Genomic DNA, 20,846 nt, shown 5'->3' on the forward strand with positions numbered 1-20,846 from the left:
CTCATAGCCAGCGCCGCTGGAGTTCGGCCAGCGTACCGTCCTGTTGCAACGTCACGAAGGCCGCCCGCAGCCGTGCCATCACCTCGGGAGCGGTGCCCAGGCTGGCCGCCAGATACAGCGGATAGGGGGCGGCGCAGTAGGCCTGCCGCAGATCGCCCTGAGGATCGTAGCCGGCCTGGCGAGCAAGGTGATCGGCCACGGCGCGGTTGGCGATCCACAGGTCGACCCGACCGGCTTTGAGTTTCTCCAGGTTGAGGCTGTAATGCGTGCCGGATTGCAGCTCCCGTCCGACGGTGAAGCCCTGCTCCAGCAGGATGCGCTCTCCCGCATCGCCGTTGACCGTAGCGATTTGCAGGCCGCGGGCCGCCTGCAGGCTGGCCAAGGGACGCACGCGGTCCCGCCAGCTGAACAGGCAGAGGGTGGTCTTGGTCAGGGGCACCACCCACTCGAACAGCGCCTCGCGCTCGGGCAGACGCGCCATGGAAAAGACGAGGACATCGGGCCGGCCCTGGGCCTGGGCGAAGGCCCGCGCCCACGGCATGACCTGCGGCTCGGCCGCAAGCTCGGCCCGGGCCAACAGCAGCCGCACCAACTCGACGGAAAAGCCGGTCACCCGGCCATCCGGCTGGACCACGCTGAACGGCGGATAGTCCTCGGTCACCAGTTGCAGTGCGCCGGCACGGACGCCCGTGCACACCAGCACCAGACCGAGAACCAGCCAATGCAAGAAGCTGCTCGTCACGAAGCCCTCCCCCCGTCCGAGCGTGATGTCGTCTGACGTTATCGGGCTGCCGTGACGAAACTTGAAGCGGCGGGGCTAGTCTCGCCGGGGGATACCATAACGGCGCAGGCGCATGGCAATGGCCGAGTGGGACGTCTGCAACCGCGCGGCCAGCTGGCGGCTGGACGGGTACTGTGGGTAGAGCCGCTCCAGTAGCGCCGCCTCGTAACCCTGGACGGCGGCCTCCAGGGTGCTGACCTCGGTCTCGACCTGCCCCGCCACCGCCGTCCCGGCCAGGTCGAGGTCGTCGACGTCGATCTGGCCACTCTCGCTGATGGCGGCGGCGCGAAAGAGGATGTTCTGCAATTGCCGCACGTTGCCCGGCCAGGCGTTGCCCAGCAGCACGCCATAGGTGGCCGGCGCCAGGCGGCACGGCGGTCGGCCGATCTGAGCGCAGGCCTGCTGCAGGAAGTGCCGTGCCAGCAGCAGGATGTCCTGGCCCCGCTCGCGCAGTGCCGGCACCTGCAGGCTGAGCACATTGAGGCGATAGAAGAGGTCTTCGCGAAAGGTGCCAGCGGCGACCATGGCCTGCAGATCGCGATGGGTGGCGGCGAGGATGCGCACATTGACCTGGGTTTCCTGGGCTCCGCCAACGCGGCGGAAGGTGCCATCGGAGAGAAATCTCAGCAGCTTGGCCTGCAGATAGGGCGACATCTCGCCGACTTCGTCGAGAAACACCGTGCCCTGGTCGGCCAGTTCCAGCAGGCCCGGCTTGCCGCCGCGCTGGGCGCCGGTAAAGGCGCCCGGGGCATAGCCGAACAATTCGCTCTCGGCGAGGCTTTCCGGCAGAGCCGCGCAGTTCAGCGCCAGAAAGGGCGCCTCGCGCCGCGCACTGGCCGCATGGCAGGCGCGCGCCACCAGTTCCTTGCCGGTGCCGGTCTCGCCGAGGATCAGCAGCGGCGCCTCCAGGGCGGCCAGGCGCTGGGCGCGGGCCTTGAGGGTGCGGATGGCGGCGCAGTCGCCGAGCAGCGAATCGAAGCCCTCGGGGGTGTCGTGGCGCAGCGCCGAGAGGCGGCCACCGATACGGCTGGGGGCGTAGAGGGTCAGCAGGCCACCGGCCAGGCCGCCCACCGGTTCGCCGATGGGGGTGGCGTCCAGCAGCAGTGCCTGGCCGCGCAGCACCACCTCGCGCAGGGGCAGGCGAAAGCCCTGGTCCAGCAGTTCGGCGGACAATTCGCCGTCATTGAAGAGTTCGGCCAGGGTGTTGCCGGCGCCTTCCCCGGCCAGGGCGGCAAAGGCCGGATTGGCCAGCAGGATGCGGCCCTCGCCGTCCACCGCCAGCACCGGATCGGCCATGGCGGCGAGCAGGGCGTCGAGCTGCAGGGAGCGGCGCTGGCCGGGCAGGATGTCCACCACCCGCACCGCCTCCACCCCCACCACGGTCAGCAGGGCGGCGCGCAATTCCTCCAGCACCGTCGCGCTCAGGGTCGGCGCATCGATGTAGACGTTGGGCGGCACCATCTCCACGGCGTCCAGGTTGAGATTGCGGGCACCGAGCAGCGCCAGGACTTCCTGGGTGATGCCGACACGATCGATGAACGACACATGGATACGCATGGAAACCCTGGGGTCTGAGAGCGAAAGGACTAATGCTACCCAAATGCTCGGGGTAGAATCATTTCTCATTTACCCAGGCGGGAACGCGATGAACAACAAAGACCCCCTCCTTCTCGATCAGCAGCTGTGCTTCGCGCTGTACTCCACCTCGCTGGCCATGACCAAGGTGTACAAGCCGCTGCTCGAAGAGGTGGGCCTGACCTATCCGCAGTACCTGATGATGCTGGTGCTGTGGGAAAACGATCGGCTGCCGCTCAAGGAGCTGGCGCGCCGGCTGCACCAGGACTCCGGCGCCCTGACCCCGGTGCTCAAGCGCCTGGAAGCCGAGGGCTACGTGACCCGACAGCGCAATGCCGAGGACGAGCGCAACCTGTCCATCGAACTCACCGAGTCTGGCCGTGCCCTGCGCGAGCGGGCCCGGGAGATCAACGGCACCATCAGCAGCTATTGCGCGCTGGGCGATGCCCAGATGAATGCCCTGCGCGAAAACCTGATGACCCTGAGAGCCAAGCTGGAGCGTTAGCCTCCTTCGCTGCCGCTGGTCGGCTGCTCCTGAAAATATATTTGCGCGATAACGAATATCGCGATAACTTAAATCCGTACCCGGACGATTCCTTCGGTTAACGTCCGAACGATCAGTTATCGCGATACCTAAACAGGAGCACGCCATGAACATCCTCTATACCGCTTCCGCAACCAGCACCGGTGGCCGTGACGGCCGTTCCATCAGCAGCGACAAGGTCCTGGACGTGCAGCTGTCCACGCCCAAGGAGCTGGGCGGCGCCGGCGGTGCCGGCACCAATCCCGAGCAACTCTTCGCCGCCGGCTATTCGGCCTGCTTCATCGGCGCGCTCAAGTTCGTCGGCGCCAAGGAAAAGATCGCCGTGCCGGCGGACGTCAGCGTGACCGCCCAGGTCGGCATCGGCCCGATCCCCACCGGCTTCGCCCTGGACGTCGAGCTGGTCATCAGCCTGCCGGGCCTGGAGCGTGCCGTGGCCGAAGACCTGGTCGAGAAGGCCCACCAGGTCTGCCCCTACTCCAACGCGACCCGCGGCAACGTGGACGTGCGCCTGACCCTGGCCTAAAGGTCGCGGTATTACCCTGGCGCCTCCGCCGAGGCGCCCGGTCCTTCCCGTTCGAGGAGTCATCTGTCATGCGTACCGTCTCTCGCCTGCTTGGCCTTTCCGCGCTCAGCCTGGCTCTGGGCAGCGCCTTCGCCGCGCCCCAGCCCGATCCGCATCTGGAGCGCACCACCCAGGGCTTCGTCGATGCCCTGAACGGCAGCGGTGGCAAACCCCTGGAAACCCTGAGCCCCAAGGACGCCCGCGCGGTGCTGGCCGGCGCCCAGTCCGGCGCCAAGGTCGATCTCTCGGGGGTCAAGACCCGTGAAAAGACCATCCAGGTCGACGGCAAGCCGCTGCAGCTGACCATCGTCCGCCCGGCGAACGCCAAGGGGCAGACACCGGCCTTCATGTTCTTCCACGGCGGCGGCTGGGTGCTGGGCGACTTCCCCACCCACCAGCGCCTGGTGCGTGACCTGGTGGTGGCCTCCGGCGCCACGGCGGTGTTCGTCAACTACACCCCGAGTCCGGAAGCCCACTTCCCGGTGGCCATCAACCAGGCCTATGCCGCGACCCAGTGGGTGGCCGAGCACGGCAAGGACATCGATGTCGACGGCAGTCGCCTGGCGGTGGCCGGCAACAGCGTCGGCGGCAACATGGCCGCGGTGGTCAGCCTGATGGCCAAGGACAAGGGCACGCCCAAGCTGCGCTACCAGGTGCTGTTCTGGCCGGTGACCGATGCCAGCTTCGACAACGGCTCCTACCAGGCCTATGCCGAGGGCCGCTTCCTGACCCGCAACATGATGAAGTGGTTCTGGGACAACTACACCACCCGCGAAGCCGAGCGCGCCAACGTCTACGCCTCGCCGTTGCGGGCCAGCGAGGCCCAGCTCAAGGGTCTGCCGCCGGCGCTGGTACAGACCGCCGAGAACGACGTGCTGCGAGACGAGGGCGAGGCCTATGCCCGCAAGCTCAACGCCGCCGGCGTCGATGTCGTCCAGGTGCGCTACAACGGCATGATCCACGACTACGGCCTGCTCAACGCCCTGGCCAAGGTACCCGAGGTCCAGGCTGCGCTGACCCAGGCCGGCCAGTTGCTCAAGCAGCACCTGCAGTAAGGCAGGCGCGGTACCCAAGGGGGTGGCTCCGTTCGCGGCGCCATCCCCTTTACGTTTCAGGGCTGCTCGCCCAGGGCCGCGAAGCGTTCCGCCAGCCAGCCGTGCAGCTGCCGCACCGCCGGCGAGAATTGCCGCCGGTGCGGGCAGAACAGCTGCAGCGGCAACGGCTCGCCGGGCTGCTCGGGCAGCAGCCGCACCAGCCGACCGCGCTGCAGGTCGTCGCGCATGTCCAGCCAGGACTTGTAGACGATGCCCTCCCCAGCCACCGCCCAGCGCCGCACCACCTCGGCATCGTCGCTCTGCAGGGGTCCGCTGACGGCCACCTGGCGCAGACTGCCGTCGGCCTGTGGAAAGCTCCACTTGTCATAGGTGCGCCCATGCAGCTGGTAGAGCAGGCAGGCGTGCCTGGACAGGTCGTCCAGGCTGCGCGGCGCGCCCTGGCGGGCCAGATAGGCCGGCGCCGCCGCCAGCAGCCGGCGATTGTCCGGGGCCAGCGGCAGGGCCACCAGGCTGTCGTCCTGGCTGCGACCGTAGCGGATGGCGATGTCCACCGGATCGCGATAGACGTCGGCCTGCTGGTCCGAGACGTAGAGCCTGAGGGTCAGGCCGGGATGGCGCTGACGAAACTCGGCCAGCCAGGGCAGCAGGAGATTGCGCCCCAGATCCGAAGGCGCCGCCACCTGCAGCACCCCACGCAATTCCGGACTCTCCCCCTGCAACCGCTCGCGCCCTTCGCGCAAGGTCTCCAGCACCTCACGGGCATAGGGCAGATAGGCCTCGCCCTCGGCGGTCAGGCGCAGGCTGCGGGTCGAGCGGGCGAACAGGCGGATGCCCAGTTCGCGCTCCAACCGGCCGATGGCGGCGCTCACCTGCCCCGGCAAGAGGTCTGCCTCGCGGGCGGCGCGGGAAAAGCTGCCGAGGGCGGCGGCGCGGACGAAGAGGCCGAGGTCGTCGAAGCGGATCATTTTCACTCCTGCAGTGAAGGTGCTATCCGATTCTGCCGCTTTTTCCGGTCGAGCATGAAGACGACCATGGGCCCACGTCTTCTTATCGTACAAAGGAACCCGCCCATGAAAGCCATCGTCCACGGTGACACCACCCTGCCCGCCAGCGATCCCCGTGCCCTGCAGGACGCGGTGCTGCCCGACCCCACGCCCGAGGCCCATGACCTCCTGGTGGAAGTCCGCGCCGTGTCGGTCAATCCGGTCGATACCAAGGTGCGCCAGGGCCTGGTGCAGCGCGAGTCCAAGGTACTGGGCTGGGACGTCTCCGGCGTGGTCCGCGCCGTGGGCAGCGCGGTCAGCCGCTTCGCCGTGGGTGACGAGGTGTACTACGCCGGCGAGCTGTTCCGCCCCGGCTGCAACAGCGAACTGCACCTGGTCGACGAGCACCTGGCCGGGCACAAGCCCAAGCGCCTGGATCACGCCCAGGCCGCGGCCCTGCCGCTGACCGCCATCACCGCCTGGGAACTGCTGTTCGACCGTCTCGGCGCGACCGAAGGCGGCGGCGCCGGCCAGCAGCTGCTGGTGATGGGCGCGGCAGGCGGCGTCGGCTCCGTGCTGGTGCAGCTGGCCCGCCAACTCACCGAGCTGACGGTGATCGGTACCGCCTCGCGCCAGGAAACCCAGGACTGGGTGCGCCAGCTGGGTGCCCACCACGTCATCGACCACCACCAGCCGCTGCGACCCCAGCTCGAAGCCCTGGGTCTGGATGGCGTGACCCTGGTGGCCAGCCTCACCCATACCGATGAGCACTTCACCCAGCTGGTGGATGTCCTGCGGCCCCAGGGTCGCCTGGGTGTGATCGACGATCCGGCGCAACTCGACGTGGTGCCGATGAAGGCCAAGTCGCTGTCGCTGCACTGGGAGCTGATGTTTACCCGTTCGCTGTTCCAGACCCCGGACAAGGTGCGCCAGCACGAGATTCTCGAACGCGTCGCAGGTCTGATCGACCAGGGCACCCTCAAGACCACCCTCGGCGAGCACCTGGGCCGGATCGATGCCGCCAACCTGCGCCGCGCCCATGCCCAACTGGAAAGCCATCAGGCCCGCGGCAAGCTCGTGCTGGAGGGATTCTGATGCCCCGCCTCAGTGCCCTGACCCTCGCCGTCGCCCTGGCCGTGGGTAGCCTGACCGCCCAGGCCGCGCCGCTGCCCCAGGAGCGCACCCTTGGCCAGCTGGAGCCGGTGTTCGCCTTCCAGGACGCCATGCCCACCGGTGTCACCGTCAGCGAGACCGGGCGGATCTTCGTCAACTATCCCCGCTGGGGCGACGCAGTGCCCTTCACCGTGGCCGAACTCAAGGACGGCAAGGCGGTGCCCTACCCGGACGCCGCGCTCAACGTCGAGACCCCCGGCCAGCCGGGCAAGGGCTTCATCAGCGTGCAGAGCGTGGTGGCCGATGGTCGCGGAAACCTCTGGGTGCTGGACACCGCCGCGCCGGGTTTCGCCGCGCCCAAGGCCGGCGGCGCCAAGCTGGTGGCCATCGACCTCAAGACCAACAAGGTCGCCAGGACCCTGGTCTTCCCGGCCGCGGTGCTCGAACCCAACAGCTACGTCAACGACGTGCGCTTCGACTTTCGCGTCGGTCGCGCCGGGGTGGCCTATGTCACCGATTCGGCGCCTCCCGGTGGGCTGATCATCCTTGACCTTGCCACCGGCCAGGCCCAGCGTCGCCTGACCGGCGCGACCCAGGCCACCGTCGACCCCAGCTTCGCCCCGGTGGTGGAAGGCGAACCGTTGCTGATGCAGCGCCCCGATGGCAGCAAGGTCCGACCGGCCATCGCCAGCGACGGCATCGCCCTGTCGCCGGACGGCGGCACCCTCTACTTCAGCCCGCTGTCCAGCCGGCATCTCTATGCCGTGCCCACCGCCCTGCTGCGCGATCCCAAGGCGAGCGAGGCTCAGGTGCGCGCCGGGGTGCAGGATCTCGGCGAGAAGGGTGCCTCCGACGGCCTCGAAGCCGATGCCCAGGGTCGCGTCTATGCCGGCGACTACGAGCACAACGCCGTGCGCCAGCGCCAGGCCGACGGCAGCTGGAAGACCCTGGTCCACGATCCCCGTGTGCTCTGGCCCGACACCTTCAGCATCGGTCCGGACGGCTACCTCTATTTCACCGCCAACCAGCTCCATCGCCAGGCCCAGTTCCACAGCGGCCAGGACCTGCGCCAGAAGCCCTACAGCCTGTTCCGCGTCAAGATCGACGCCCAACCGGCCCCTACCCACTGATCCGATCAGGAGTTATCCATGCAGCTGTCCCAGATCGCCCGCACCCGCTACACCACCAAGGCCTTCGACGGCTCCCGCAGCATCCCGGCCGAACAGGTCGAGGAATTGCTGGAGCTGCTGCGCCAGGCGCCCTCCTCGGTCAACTCCCAGCCGTGGCACTTCGTGGTCGCTGCCAGCGCCGAGGCCAAGGCCCGCATCGCCCGGGGCATGCAGAGCCCCTACAACGAACCCAAGGTGCTGCCGGCCTCCCACGTCATCGTGCTCTGCACCCGCCTGGAAATGACCGAGGGCCATCTGGCCCAGGTGCTGGAACAGGAAGCCCAGGACGGCCGCTTCGCCAAGCCCGAGGCGCGCGCCACCCAGGACGGTACCCGCCGTCACTTCGTCGACCTGCATCGGTATGAGCGCAAGGACGTGCAGCACTGGATGGAGAAGCAGACCTACCTGGCCCTGGGCACCCTGCTGCTGGGAGCCGCCGCCCTGGGCATCGATGCCACCCCCATGGAAGGCTTCGACGCCAACAGCCTGGACCAGGAACTGGGCCTGCGTGAACAGGGCTACACCGCCCTGGTGGTGGTCGGCCTGGGCTATCGCGGCGAAAGCGACTTCAACGCCGCCCTGCCCAAGTCCCGCCTGACCCGCGAGCAGGTGTTCACCTTCCTGTAACGCAGACCTGCGTAGCGTGGATAACGGCGCAGCCTTATCCACAGTGCGAACCGGTAGCCGCCAGTGGAAAACGCTGGCGCGGTTTTCCACGCTACGCAGGCGTAGGTTGGGTTGAGCGCAGCGAAGTCCAACAAGGGGCAGCAGCCGCCTTCCTGCAGACATGAAAAAGCCGACCGCTAGAAAGGGTCGGCTTTTTTGTTTTCGGGCCTGTTGGGCTTCGACGATGAAGCCGTCTCAACCCAACCTACGGGCTCGCGTAGGTTGGGTTGAGCGCAGCGAAGCCCAACAGGCCCAGCTCCCATCAACCGCCCTTCAGATCCGCCAGGATCGAGAAGGCCCGCAGGCGATCCGCCTGCTCGTAGACGTCGCAGGTAAAGATCAGCTCGTCGGCGTCGGTCTTTTCCAGCAACAGCTCCAGGCGCTCGCGGACCTTGTCCGGGCCGCCGATCACCGCCATGCCGAGGAAACTCGACACTGATTCCTTCTCATGGGGCAACCAGACCCCTTCCATGCTGCGCACCGGCGGCTGCAGGCGCAGGCTGTCGCCGCGGAACAGGGCGAGGATGCGCTGGTAGACGGTGGTGGCCAGGTAATTGGCTTCGTCGTCGCTGTCGGCCGCCACCAGCGGTACCCCGAGCATCACATAGGGGCGATCAAGCACCTTGGACGGCTTGAAGTTCTCGCGATAGAGGCGGATGGCCTCGTGCACATAGCGCGGTGCGAAGTGCGAGGCGAAGGCATAGGGCAGGCCCTTGGCCGCCGCCAGCTGGGCGCTGAACAGGCTCGAACCCAGGAGCCAGATCGGCACCTCGGTGCCCGCACCCGGCATGGCGATCACGCCCTGCCCGGGCTGCTGCGGCCCGAAATAGTGCTGCAGCTCTTCCACGTCGCGCGGGAAGTCGTCGGAACTGCCCAGGCGATCACGGCGCAGGGCATAGGCGGTGCGCTGATCCGAGCCCGGCGCGCGACCCAGGCCGAGTTCGATGCGGCCCGGATACAGCGAAGCTAGGGTGCCGAACTGCTCGGCCACCACCAGCGGCGCATGGTTGGGCAGCATGATGCCGCCCGAACCCAGCCGCAGGGTGCTGGTGCCAGCGGCCAGATAGCCCAGCAGCACGGCGGTCGCCGAACTGGCAATACCGTCCATGTTGTGGTGCTCGGCGACCCAGTAGCGGGAAAAGTCGAGTTGCTCCACATGGCGCGCAAGGTCCAGGGCGTTGTGCAGCGCCTGGGCGGCATCGCCATCGTCACGGATGGGAGCGAGGTCGAGGACCGACAGGGCGGTCTTAGCGAGACGGGTCATCAGGGTTCTCCTCGGCGACCTGATCGTAGGCCGCCCTGTGGCGCTGAATGAGAGGCTGCTTCGCGGAGGCCCAGGCGGCCAAGGCGCCCACCGGCACCATCAGGCTCTGGCCCAGTTCGGTGAGGGCGTATTCCACCTGGGGCGGCTTGGTCGGCGTCACCGTGCGGGACACCAGGCCGTCGCGCTCCAGCTGGCGCAGGGTCACGCTGAGCATGCGCTGGGAAATGCCGTCGACCCGCCGGCGCAATTCGTTGAAGCGCAGCGGACCGGGTTCCAGGGTAAAGAGCGTGAGCAGGGACCAGGCATCGCCGATCCGGTCCAGCACGTCCCTGATCGGACAGGCGTGGGCATGCAGGCGGCGACGGCTGGAGATACGACTGACCACGGCGTCCATGGCGATCCTCGAAGCAGAACTGGCTTCCAGCCTACGCCTTTCGGGCGGTTATTAAAAGTAACCACCCGTCAGGACTGGTATTGCCGCCGTGGCCAGGGCACAATCCAGAAGGTCGTGACCGTTTTTATTGATTGAACGTTCAATAAAAAATAGTTACCCTCTGAGGCTCCTTCCGCTCTGTCCAGGAGATGCCTCGTGCCCAAGGTCGGGATGCAGCCCATCCGCCGTTCGCAGCTCATTGCCGCGACCCTCGAAGCCGTCGACGAAGTCGGCATGGGCGACGCCAGTATCGCCTTTATCGCCCGCAAGGCCGGGGTCTCCAACGGCATCATCAGCCACTACTTCCAGGACAAGAACGGCCTGCTCGAAGCCACCATGCGGCATCTGATGAATGCCCTGCGCCAGGCCGTGCGCGAACGCCGTGCCGCCCTGCCCGGTGACGACCCCGCTGCCAACCTGCGCGCCATCATCCAGGGCAACTTCGACGATACCCAGGTCAGCGGCCCGGCCATGAAGACCTGGCTGGCCTTCTGGGCCACCAGCATGCACCAGCCCAATTTGCGCCGGCTGCAACGCATCAACGACCTGCGTCTCTACTCCAACCTCTGCTGGCAATTCCGCCGCCTCCTGCCCCACGAGCAGGCCCGTGCCTCGGCCCGCGGCCTGGCCGCCATCATCGATGGCCTCTGGCTGCGCGGCGCCCTTTCCGGCGACACCTTCAACACCCAGCAAGCCCTGCAGATCGCCTACGACTACCTGGACCTGCAAATGGCCAAGGCCTGACCTTCTCTCTCCTCCCAGGCCCCGCCCTGTCCACTCGGCGCGGGGCTCTCCTCCCGCGTCTCCCGCTCCCTCCCCCGCTTCGACAGAACCGCTCTGGGCCGCCCATCGCCCCGTTTCGGCACGCCTGTGAATTTTTCATTGATTGAACGTTCAATAAAAATTAAGTAGACTGGATCTATCGCTGGCGCAGAGAAACCTTTCTTTCGCGCCCCCTGTGTTCCTTGCGGGTGCCACGGCGCCCGCCCAGCTTGGGAGAACGTCCATGGCCCGTTTCGCCGAACAGCAGCTGTACATCGGTGGCCGTTATGTTGCCGCCACCGGTGGTACCACCTTCGAAACCTTGAATCCCGCCACCGGGGAGGTGCTCGCCACGGTGCAGAGCGCCAGCCGCGCCGACGTGGACAAGGCGGTGGCCGCCGCTGCCGCCGGCCAGAAGGTCTGGGCCGCGATGACTGCCATGCAGCGCTCGCGCATCCTGCGCAAGGCCGTGGACATCCTCCGCGAGCGCAACGACGAGCTGGCGCTGCTGGAAACCCTCGACACCGGCAAGGCCCTGTCCGAGACCCAGGCCGTCGACATCGTCACCGGCGCCGACGTGCTCGAGTACTACGCGGGACTCGTGCCGGCCCTGGAAGGCGAGCAGATCCCGCTGCGCGAGACCTCCTTCGTCTATACCCGCCGCGAGCCGCTGGGCGTGGTCGCCGGCATCGGCGCCTGGAACTACCCGATCCAGATCGCCCTGTGGAAGTCCGCCCCGGCCCTGGCCGCCGGCAACGCCATGATCTTCAAGCCCAGCGAAGTCACCCCGCTGACCGCACTGAAGCTGGCTGAGATCTATACCGAGGCCGGTCTGCCCGATGGCGTCTTCAACGTGATCAATGGCGTCGGCCCGGAAGTCGGCGTGGCCCTGACCGAGCAGCCCGGCATCGAGAAGATCTCCTTTACCGGCGGCGTCGCCACCGGCAAGAAGGTCATGGCCAGCGCCGCCGGCTCGACCCTTAAGGAAGTCACCATGGAGCTGGGTGGCAAGTCGCCGCTGATCGTCTGTGACGACGCCGACCTGGAGCGCGCCGCCGACATCGCCGTCATGGCCAACTTCTTCAGCTCCGGCCAGGTCTGCACCAACGGCACCCGCGTCTTCGTGCCCCAAGCGCTCAAGGCCGACTTCGAGGCCAAGGTGGTGGAGCGGGTCAAGCGCATCAAGCTGGGCGATCCCCTGGCCGCCGAGACCAACTTCGGTCCGCTGGTCAGCACCCCGCACATGGAAAAGGTGCTGGGCTACATCGCCCAGGGCCAGGCCGAAGGCGCCCGCCTGCTCACCGGTGGCGAGCGCGTCACCCAGGGCGAACTGGCCAAGGGCAACTTCGTCGCCCCCACCGTCTTCACCGATTGCCGTGACGACATGGCCATCGCCCGCGAAGAGATCTTCGGCCCGGTCATGAGCATCCTGGCCTATGCCGACGAAGACGAGGTGGTGCGTCGCGCCAATGACACCGAATACGGCCTGGCCGCCGGCGTGGTCACCCGTGACCTGGCTCGCGCCCACCGCATGATCCATCGCCTGGAAGCCGGCATCTGCTGGATCAACACCTGGGGCGAATCCCCCGCCGAGATGCCGGTGGGTGGCTACAAGCATTCCGGCGTCGGTCGCGAAAACGGCCTCACCACCCTCGGCCACTACACCCGCATCAAGTCGGTGCAGGTCGAGCTGGGCGACTACGCCTCGATCTTCTAAGCCGCTCAGGCAGCGCTGTTCTCCCCTCTCCGCTGGAGAGGGTCCGGGGCTGGGGCCCGACCCCACCCGCCGTCAGGAGGAGACTTTTTCATGGCACACGAATTCGACTACATCGTCATAGGCGCCGGCTCGGCCGGCAACGTCCTGGCCACCAGGCTGACCGAAGACAAGGACGTCACCGTCCTGCTGCTGGAAGCCGGCGGCCCCGACTACCGCCTGGACTTCCGCACCCAGATGCCGGCCGCCCTCGCCTACCCGCTGCAGGGCAAGCAGTACAACTGGGCCTACCAGACCGAGCCCGAGCCGCACATGGATAACCGCCGGATGGAATGCGGCCGCGGCAAGGGCCTGGGCGGCTCCTCGCTGATCAACGGCATGTGCTACATCCGCGGCAACGCCCTGGACTATGACAACTGGGCGCAACTCGACGGCCTGGACGACTGGACCTATCTCGACTGCCTGCCCTACTTCCGCAAGGCCGAGAAGCGTGACGCCGGTGCCAACGACTGGCACGGCGGCGAGGGCCCGGTCTCGGTGACCACCGCCAAGCCGAACACCAATCCGCTGTTCGAAGCCATGGTCGAAGCCGGTGTCCAGGCGGGCTATCCGCGCACCGAAGACCTCAACGGCTATCAGCAGGAAGGCTTCGGCCCGATGGACCGCTTCGTCACCCCGAACGGCCGTCGCTCCAGCACCGCACGCGGCTATCTGGATCAGGCCAAGGGTCGTCCGAATCTGACCATCGTCACCCACGCCACCACCGATCGCATCCTCTTCGAGGGCAAGCGCGCCAATGGCGTGGCCTACATGAAGGGCGATTCGCTGGAAGCCATCACCGTGCGCGCCCGCCGTGAAGTCCTGCTCTGCGCCGGCGCCATCGCCTCGCCGCAGATCCTGCAACGCTCCGGTGTCGGCCCCGCACCGCTGCTGCGGCGCTTCGACATCCCGGTGGTCCACGACCTGCCGGGCGTTGGCCAGAATCTGCAGGACCACCTGGAGATGTACCTGCAGTACGAATGCAAGCAGCCGGTCTCGCTGTACCCGGCGCTGAAGTGGTACAACCAGCCGCAGATCGGCCTGGAATGGATGCTCAAGGGCACCGGCCTGGGCGCCAGCAACCACTTCGAGGCGGGCGGTTTCATCCGCTCCAGCGAAGAATTCGACTGGCCCAACATCCAGTACCACTTCCTGCCGATCGCCATCAATTACAACGGCACCAACGCCATCGAGGCCCATGGCTTCCAGGCCCACGTCGGCTCCATGCGCTCGCCCAGCCGTGGCCGCATCGAACTGACCTCGCGCGATCCGCGCCAGCACCCGAGCATCCTGTTCAACTACATGAGCACCGAGCAGGACTGGCGCGAATTCCGCGACGGCATCCGCCTGACCCGCGAGATCATGCAGCAGCCGGCGCTGGATCCCTATCGTGGCGAAGAGATCAACCCGGGCCGCGATTGCGTGACCGACGCCCAGCTGGACGCCTTCGTGCGCTCCCACGCCGAGACCGCTTATCACCCGTCCTGCTCCAACAAGATGGGTACCGACGACATGGCGGTGGTCGATGGCGCCGGTCGCGTGCACGGCCTGGAAGGCCTGCGCGTGGTGGACGCCTCCATCATGCCGATCATCGCGACGGGCAACCTCAACGCCCCGACCATCATGATCGCCGAGAAGATCGCCGACAAAATCCGCGGTCGCGCCCCGCTGCCGCGCAGCAACGCTGCCTATTACGTCGCCAACGGCGCCCCGGTACGGGGTACCCCGCTGCGTGACGTCAACGGTCAGCGCGCCGCCGAGCCGGTCCCGCAGCGCCGCAACCAGCCGGCCGCCTGATCCCAGGCAGCCGAACGCAAGAAGGGCGCCCGCGGGCGCCCTTCTTGTATCTGGCTCTTCGAATCGTCTGGCAACGGGCTCGGCAAGACAGCCCGCTCTTTCCCCTCTCCCCTTGGTAGAGGGCCGCCCAGCCCCTCACCTCACAGACAATCCTTCACCGCCGTCAGAATGGTCCGCGGCCGCAGTGGATTGTTGGCCATCTGCTCGCGCAACTGGATCCGCGTACCGCGCGACGCCGACCCGATGTCGATGATCGCCGCCGTGGCGCCCGGCACCTTGCTGTCCACCAGCACGCGCTGCCCGCTGCTGCCTTGCGGCTGGACCAGCACGTGCCGACCATCCTTCTCCAGGCCGGTCACCAGGCAGCCGCGATAGTCCTCGGCATTCTTGCCCGTCCGCAACTCCATCGGCGGATTGCGCTCGAGGTTCGCCTGGCTGGTACAACCCGCCAGAGCAGCGGCCAGGATGGCCAGGGTCTTCGTTCTCATGGGTGGCTCCTAACAAGCTCTTCACCCTATTTTAGCCGCCGCTGCCTTACGCTAGCCTTAACCGCCGCACATCCTTGGTTTACAAGGGCTTTTCCATGGCTATAATGGCCTCCCCCTTGCCGGTATAGCTCAGCTGGTAGAGCAACTGACTTGTAATCAGTAGGTCCCGGGTTCGACTCCTGGTGCCGGCACCATCTCCGATCCTCGCCATGTCGACTGATCACCCGCATCGGCTCTCCTTTCGTCGGATCCATCCGATCCCGCCCTACAGTTGCCTCCTATCATTCATGGTCACTGCCAAAAGCGGACCCGACCATGGCTCAAGTAATCAACCGTACATCCCCGCTTTACAAAGAAAGCTGCTTCGTCCAAGCGATCTACGCTGACGGAGCCGTATTGCGTGGTTCGGGCACGGTGGTAGGTACGAATGACGTTCTCACCGCGCTACATGTGATCTACAACACGGAGCACGGTGGATGGGCGACCCAGGTCATAGTCACACCGGGGGCCTTGGTCAACGGTAATAGTTTCTCGGCACCTTTAGGCACCTACTCCGCAGCCAGCTGGACGGGCTATTCCTCGAACTGGGACACCAACAACGACGGCACTCCCAGTCTCGCCGAATCCGGCCATGATCTCGCCTTGCTAAATTTCGATCTGAATCTGGCCAATCTGACAGGCAGTTTGGCGGTCACGGATGCCCAACAGAATTTCAACGGGACCATCGTTGGTTATCCCGTACGGGGCAACGGTCTAATGCAGGAGCAGGTAAACGCCACCTACCTGTCCAATGAATCCGTCTTTCGGGTCGATGGTGCTCTTGGCGTGGGAGCTTCAGGCGGGGCGCTCGTCGATTCCAGCCAGGGTAATCCGACCGTCAGCGGTGTGCTATCCGCGGGAGACAGTGCCTATACCTATGCGATCTACGCAGCGATGACCGGTGCCAATCTGAACTGGTGTCAGACCGCCGCTGCTGCCAACGATGCCTTGCTCGATGCCAGCAGTACGTACCGGCCAATGGGAGCCGGCATTTCAAGTGGTAGCGATCAAGATGACCGCCTGATACAGACTCGCCTCGCTTACGACTCGTCCAACTCCTCCTCCGTCTACGCCTATAAAGGGGCGGATAGTCTGATCATGCGTGGCGCTTACGCAGATTACACCCTTACCGCCAGGGGCGCAGGATTGCAGGTGTTGGACCACTACAATGGTGCCCATCTTTCACTATATGACGTCAATGCCTTGGTTTTTCAGGATCGAACACTCTATGTCGTGAGTGAAGAACAGGCACAGGTTGCGCGTCTGTACAGTGGTCTAGGCAGAACGCCCGACTTTGACGGATTACAAAACTGGTTGAACGCCCATGCGCACGGCATGAGCTTTCAAAACATCCTCTCCAGTTTCGCGCAATCCGCCGAATTTACTGCGCATTACGGTGACACCAGCAATAGCCAGTTCGTATCGCTCCTGTACGGCACCGTACTCGATCGGGCAGAAGACAGCGCAGGAGCGGCCCACTGGATCGCTCATCTCGAAGCAGGGCTCAGTCGGCAGGAGGCCATGCGGTTCTTCACTGATTCGCTCGAAAATAGCCAACGTAGCGAAGGCGATTCAGGCTATTTGCAGGTGGTCACTCACAGCGCCTGGTCAGCATACGACGTGTCGATCCAGCCCAATCTCGTTCTGGGTACAACGCTCTCCGATCAGCTCTACGAAGTCGACTTACTCCAGACAGACGAGGACGCCGTGCAGGTGTTCGGCTATAGCGGACTCGACGTTCTACATCTCACCGGTCCAGCAGGCAGTTATACGAGGACATCCGGGTTGCCGGGCGAGTCCAGCTTCACGCTCACTTCCGCGGCCACAAGGGCGGCAATATCTGCTCATGACGTCGAAGTACTGAATTTCACCGACGGTAATGTCTATGCGCTTACGAGTGACCAGGCTCAGGTGGCGAGGCTCTATACGGCATTCGATCGGACACCTGACATGGAAGGACTGCATGGCTGGTTAGGCGTGGCACATCAGGGAGAAGGTCTCGCCACCATCGCTCAAGGCTTCATGCAGTCCGCCGAGTTCGCCACACGCTACGGCAACCTGACCAACACCGATTTCGTCAACGCTCTGTATCTCACCGTGCTGCACCGTGAGGCCGAGGCAACGGGCGCCGCCCATTGGGTGGATAGCCTGGAGCGTGGTGCGACCCGCCTCGACACCTTTATGGCCGTCACCAACTCGTTGGAAAATCAAAATCTGACGCAGGGCGACGGAGGATTCATCCAGTTGATCGGTAACAATAGTTGGACCTGAGTGCCGGGAGAGGTGATCAACGTTCTTATCCCGCTGGATACACAGCGACGAGCTGCCGTTTCAGGGGTTCGAGTGCCCCGCCATAGCTGTCCGACCTCGCTATCATGGGCCTTTCCTATCATTTCATGGATGAACCATGATGCAGTTGATCACGGACCGCTCGGTCGCTCCCTACAAACAAGTCTGCTACATCCAAACCTACTTTCCGGATGGCACCGTCACCAGGGGCTCGGGCAGCGTCGTAGGGACCAACGATGTCCTCACCGCCCTGCATGTCGTGTTCGATGACACCCATGGTGGTTGGGCAACCAAGGTGATGGTCACGCCTGGCGCCTTCGTGGACGACAGTGACGGCAGCTTCTCAGCGCCTTTCGGAACCTATTCGGCGAGCAACTGGGTTGGTCGGACCACCAACTGGGATACCGATGGTGACCATTTGCTGACGATCAAGGAATCCGGTCAGGACCTTGCCCTGATTGGATTCGATGTCGACATCGCGGCGGCAACGGGGGGTGTTCTGACCGTAGGAAATTCTACCAGCAGCTTCCAAGCCACCCTGTTGGGTTATCCGGGGAGTCAACACGGCCTCATGCAGACCACCGGATCTGCCACGTCCGTCTATCCCTATGCCTCGGCCTATGACGTGTCGGCGGCTCTCGGGCCAGGTGCCTCCGGCGGCCCTCTGCTGGATACGAGCTCGGGAACACCTGTCATTGATGGCGTTCTTTCCGCAGGAGACAGCACCAGTTCTTACTATGCATCCACCGGCGGACAGAATGCGGCCTGGTATGCCCAGAGCGTATCTGGGAACGATAACCAACTGCTAGAAGGGTACCTGCATCGCCCGGTCGGGGCCGGTGTCACCAGTGGTAGCGACCACGATGACCTGATGTACGAGTATCAACTCTCTTATGTCAACAGCTCTGCCTCGGTATATGGATACAAAGGTGCCGATGCGCTGTTGATGGATCGCTATTACAGCAACTACCAGATCACCGTGGACTCGGTCGATGGCGGCCAGGTGCATGTCACCAATCTCGCCGATCAAACGCAGCTGTCACTGAACGATGTCAACGCGCTGGCCTTCCAAGACTGGGTGGTCTATTTCATGACCTCAGACCAGGCACAGATTGCGCGGCTCTATACGGTCTTTGGGCGTACTCCCGACTTCAGCGGCTTGAAGAATTGGGTAAACGCTTATGAACATGGTACTTCGTTCAATACCATCGCTTCTACATTCTCGCAATCGCAAGAATTCGCTAACCACTACAATGCCGTAGATAATCAGGGGTTCGCCTCTCAACTCTATAGCACCATCCTGGGGCGTACAGCGGACAGCGCCGGTCTGGCGAATTGGACTCAGGCCTTGAATCAAGGCCTGAGTCGCGGTGACGCCATGGTTGCGTTCACCAACTCCCAGGAAAGTATCAATCGAACGTCCGGCAGCGATGGATTCATCAAGATTGTCAGCCATAGCGCCTGGTCCGATACCGATACGGTCATCCAGAACGGCGTTGCGTTCGGTAGCCAGTACAACGACCGGATTCATGAGAATCAGCTCTATTTCGATGCAGGCAATAGTACTGAGCTGTATGGCTACCAAGGTGGCGACATCCTTTACCTGGAAGGCGCCTCGAATGGCTATCAGCGTAGCCTCGCTAGTCCCAATACTCTCAGCTTGAGCAATGTCAGCTCAGGCGACCGGATGCTACTGAACGACATAAACATGTTGAGCTTCACGGACAAGAACGTCTTCGTACTGACTGATGCCCAGGCACAGATTGCACGTCTCTATACGGTCTTCGATCGGGTACCTGATTTCGATGGTCTGCAAAACTGGCTGAACGCCAATAGCCACGGCGCAAACTTCACCAGCATTGCCAATGGTTTTGCGCAGTCACAAGAGTTCGCCTTACGCTATAACGCCGTGGACAATCAGGGCTTCGCCAATCAACTCTACCAGACGATTCTCGGGCGAGATGGCGAGGCGGCCGGCCTCGCTCACTGGACGCAACAGCTCGACGCTGGCCTGAGTCGTAGCGATGCAATGATCAATTTCACCAACTCTCAGGAAAATCAGCTCCTCACGGAAGGAGCCAATGGTTTCATCCAGATCGTCGGACAAAGTGACTGGGTCTAGTGGCTAGTTAAAAAGAACCCGCCAAATGGCGGGTTCTTTTTATCCAGGACGCGGATCATCCTTTTGCCACTTCCCCTTCCTTCACTCCGGTCTTGCGCTCCTCGCCCGGCGTCGGCACCGCCAGCCAACCATTGATCTTCTGGATGTCGGTGTCGCGGAAGCCGCCGCTCCAGCGCAGCAGTACCAGCTGATTGGTGACGAAATCGTACTGCGCCTGCAGATAATCCCGCCGGGCGCTGTATTCCTGCTGCACCGCATTGAGCACATCGACGGCGGTCGCCACGCCCAGGCCGAGCGAGCGCTCGCTGGCGGCGCGCGACTTTATCGCCGAATCCAGGGCGTTATGCGAAGAGCCGATCTTGGCCAGGTCGGCGGCGCTCTTCATATAGGCTGTGCGCGTTTCCTTCACCACCTGCCGGCGGATCGATTCGTACTCCTGCTCAGCGGCATCGCGCGAGCCATAGGAGCTGGCGACGCGGGCGCTGGTCGAGCCGCCGCTGTAGAGTGGAATCTGCACACTTATGGTGGCGGAATAGGTGTTGATGGCGGACGAGGCGATGACGTTGTCATAGGCGAAGTCGCTGCGCTGGGCACCAAGATTGAAGCTGAGCGTCGGCAGGTGGCCGGCCTTGGCTTCGGAGATACCGTAGTTGGCGGCATCCACCGCACGCTGCTTGGCCTCCAGCGCGGGATTGTTCGCCACAGCGGAATTCACCCATTGCTCTTCGTCACCCTGCGGCATGGCCAGCTGGGCTTTTTCGTTGAGTCGCTTGAGCGGTTGATAGACCGCACGGCCGATCAATTCGCCCAAGGCCTCGCGGGTCACCTGGATCTGGTTGCGCGCCTCGATCTCCTGGGTCTTCAGGCTATCCACCTTGGCGGAGATCTGCAGCACGTCGGTGACGGTGCTCATCTGCTTGTCGAACAGGGCCTGGGCACGATCCAGATTACGCTGGGTCGCCTTGCGCTCGGCGGTGACCAACTCGAGGGTATCTTCCGCCGCCAAGGCAGCGAAATAACGCTGCACCAGATCCGCAGCCGATTGGCTCTTGGCATCCGCGTATTGGGCACGATACTGCTCGGTGAGTTGTTCGTAGCGCTTGAAGCCGCGCCAGGCGGCCGCGTTATACAGCGCCTGGCTCAGGCTGAGGTTGTAGCTCTCGCCATTGTAATTGAGCGTCTGCAGGCCTTCTTCGCGTCGAACCCGGCTGGTGGAAGCCCCACCACTCAGCTGCGGAAGAACCTGGCCAAACGCGGAACGCTCCTGGCCCTCCAGGTTCTTCACCTGAGCTTCGGCTCCGCGAATGCGCGGGTCCGATACGGCACTGTCCTGGTAGAGCTTCCAGAGATCGATATAGTCCTGCGCGCCGGGTCCCTCGGACGTCTGTGCCTGTGCCAAGCTACAGCCACTCAACAGCAAGGCCAGAGCGATACGTTTACCGTTCATGGCT

General features: G+C 64.5%; 18 protein-coding genes and 1 tRNA gene. 12 read left to right on the top strand and 7 right to left on the bottom strand.

The features are described 5' to 3' along the window. Position 1: 1 nt before the first annotated feature. Entirely contained in the window at positions 2-727 is a 726-nt protein-coding gene (locus ACZ5R1_RS22065; protein WP_377708895.1) for a substrate-binding periplasmic protein, read from the bottom strand. 90 nt (positions 728-817) lie between these two features. Beyond that, the gene (locus ACZ5R1_RS22070; RefSeq protein ID WP_027597357.1) at positions 818-2,338 is read right to left on the bottom strand and encodes a sigma-54-dependent transcriptional regulator; all 1,521 of its coding nucleotides are present in this window, start codon (positions 2,336-2,338) and stop codon (positions 818-820) included. An 88-nt stretch (positions 2,339-2,426) separates the two neighbouring features. On the opposite strand from ACZ5R1_RS22070, the gene ACZ5R1_RS22075 reads away from it, so the two are divergent. The 3 genes from ACZ5R1_RS22075 to ACZ5R1_RS22085 all read left to right on the top strand — a co-directional run bounded on the left by ACZ5R1_RS22075 (position 2,427) and on the right by ACZ5R1_RS22085 (position 4,517). Further along, positions 2,427-2,861 carry a MarR family winged helix-turn-helix transcriptional regulator gene (locus ACZ5R1_RS22075; RefSeq protein ID WP_027597356.1) on the top strand — a complete coding sequence of 145 codons (435 nt, stop codon included), beginning with the start codon at positions 2,427-2,429 and terminating at the stop codon, positions 2,859-2,861. Between the two features lie 145 nt (positions 2,862-3,006). After that, entirely contained in the window at positions 3,007-3,423 is a 417-nt protein-coding gene (locus ACZ5R1_RS22080) for an organic hydroperoxide resistance protein (RefSeq protein WP_027597355.1), read from the top strand. A gap of 68 nt (positions 3,424-3,491) precedes the next feature. Next, the gene (locus ACZ5R1_RS22085) at positions 3,492-4,517 is read left to right on the top strand and encodes an alpha/beta hydrolase (protein ID WP_115946309.1); all 1,026 of its coding nucleotides are present in this window, start codon (positions 3,492-3,494) and stop codon (positions 4,515-4,517) included. 56 nt (positions 4,518-4,573) lie between these two features. Here the strand turns inward: ACZ5R1_RS22085 and ACZ5R1_RS22090 are convergent, their stop codons facing one another. Continuing rightward, complete coding sequence (locus ACZ5R1_RS22090; RefSeq protein WP_115946308.1) at positions 4,574-5,482, bottom strand: LysR family transcriptional regulator; 909 nt, start codon at positions 5,480-5,482, stop codon at positions 4,574-4,576. Between the two features lie 105 nt (positions 5,483-5,587). On the opposite strand from ACZ5R1_RS22090, the gene ACZ5R1_RS22095 reads away from it, so the two are divergent. Genes ACZ5R1_RS22095 through nfsB form a run of 3 tightly spaced genes read left to right on the top strand, consistent with a single transcriptional unit; the run spans position 5,588 to position 8,409 of the window. Further along, positions 5,588-6,595, top strand: a complete 1,008-nt coding sequence (locus ACZ5R1_RS22095; RefSeq protein WP_115946307.1) for a zinc-binding alcohol dehydrogenase family protein — start codon at positions 5,588-5,590, stop codon at positions 6,593-6,595. Further along, positions 6,595-7,743, top strand: coding sequence for an L-dopachrome tautomerase-related protein (locus ACZ5R1_RS22100; RefSeq protein WP_288505182.1), 1,149 nt, complete (start codon positions 6,595-6,597; stop codon positions 7,741-7,743). The genes ACZ5R1_RS22095 and ACZ5R1_RS22100 overlap by 1 nt, the downstream gene beginning before the upstream one ends. 18 nt (positions 7,744-7,761) lie before the next feature. Further along, positions 7,762-8,409 carry an oxygen-insensitive NAD(P)H nitroreductase gene (gene nfsB / locus ACZ5R1_RS22105; RefSeq protein ID WP_278442917.1) on the top strand — a complete coding sequence of 216 codons (648 nt, stop codon included), beginning with the start codon at positions 7,762-7,764 and terminating at the stop codon, positions 8,407-8,409. A gap of 301 nt (positions 8,410-8,710) precedes the next feature. On the opposite strand, the gene ACZ5R1_RS22110 is transcribed toward nfsB, so the two are convergent. Next, entirely contained in the window at positions 8,711-9,712 is a 1,002-nt protein-coding gene (locus ACZ5R1_RS22110; RefSeq protein ID WP_077171143.1) for an LLM class flavin-dependent oxidoreductase, read from the bottom strand. Beyond that, positions 9,696-10,106 (bottom strand): winged helix-turn-helix transcriptional regulator, encoded by a 411-nt coding sequence (locus ACZ5R1_RS22115; RefSeq protein WP_077171144.1) that lies wholly within the window; start codon positions 10,104-10,106, stop codon positions 9,696-9,698. Before ACZ5R1_RS22115 ends, ACZ5R1_RS22110 begins: the two co-directional genes overlap by 17 nt. 195 nt (positions 10,107-10,301) lie before the next feature. Here ACZ5R1_RS22115 and betI point away from each other — a divergent pair, with 195 nt between their 5' ends. The 3 genes from betI to betA all read left to right on the top strand — a co-directional run bounded on the left by betI (position 10,302) and on the right by betA (position 14,457). Continuing rightward, positions 10,302-10,889, top strand: a complete 588-nt coding sequence (gene betI / locus ACZ5R1_RS22120; RefSeq protein WP_464712687.1) for a transcriptional regulator BetI — start codon at positions 10,302-10,304, stop codon at positions 10,887-10,889. Between the two features lie 262 nt (positions 10,890-11,151). After that, positions 11,152-12,624 carry a betaine-aldehyde dehydrogenase gene (gene betB / locus ACZ5R1_RS22125; RefSeq protein WP_464712688.1) on the top strand — a complete coding sequence of 491 codons (1,473 nt, stop codon included), beginning with the start codon at positions 11,152-11,154 and terminating at the stop codon, positions 12,622-12,624. A 90-nt stretch (positions 12,625-12,714) separates the two neighbouring features. Next, on the top strand, positions 12,715-14,457 hold the full coding sequence (gene betA / locus ACZ5R1_RS22130; protein WP_464712689.1) for a choline dehydrogenase: 1,743 nt from the start codon (positions 12,715-12,717) through the stop codon (positions 14,455-14,457). A gap of 140 nt (positions 14,458-14,597) precedes the next feature. Here betA and ACZ5R1_RS22135 read toward each other — a convergent pair whose 3' ends face one another. Beyond that, positions 14,598-14,945 carry a hypothetical protein gene (locus ACZ5R1_RS22135; RefSeq protein ID WP_464712690.1) on the bottom strand — a complete coding sequence of 116 codons (348 nt, stop codon included), beginning with the start codon at positions 14,943-14,945 and terminating at the stop codon, positions 14,598-14,600. A 118-nt stretch (positions 14,946-15,063) separates the two neighbouring features. On the opposite strand from ACZ5R1_RS22135, the gene ACZ5R1_RS22140 reads away from it, so the two are divergent. From ACZ5R1_RS22140 to ACZ5R1_RS22150, 3 genes are all read left to right on the top strand, one after another. Next, a tRNA-Thr gene (locus ACZ5R1_RS22140) sits at positions 15,064-15,139 on the top strand. A 121-nt stretch (positions 15,140-15,260) separates the two neighbouring features. Further along, on the top strand, positions 15,261-17,255 hold the full coding sequence (locus ACZ5R1_RS22145) for a DUF4214 domain-containing protein (protein ID WP_464712691.1): 1,995 nt from the start codon (positions 15,261-15,263) through the stop codon (positions 17,253-17,255). A gap of 136 nt (positions 17,256-17,391) precedes the next feature. Next, positions 17,392-19,395 carry a DUF4214 domain-containing protein gene (locus ACZ5R1_RS22150; protein ID WP_464712692.1) on the top strand — a complete coding sequence of 668 codons (2,004 nt, stop codon included), beginning with the start codon at positions 17,392-17,394 and terminating at the stop codon, positions 19,393-19,395. Between the two features lie 55 nt (positions 19,396-19,450). On the opposite strand, the gene ACZ5R1_RS22155 is transcribed toward ACZ5R1_RS22150, so the two are convergent. After that, entirely contained in the window at positions 19,451-20,842 is a 1,392-nt protein-coding gene (locus tag ACZ5R1_RS22155; RefSeq protein WP_464712693.1) for a TolC family outer membrane protein, read from the bottom strand. Positions 20,843-20,846: the final 4 nt, after the last annotated feature.

The organism is Pseudomonas sp. Pso3 (assembly GCF_055393275.1).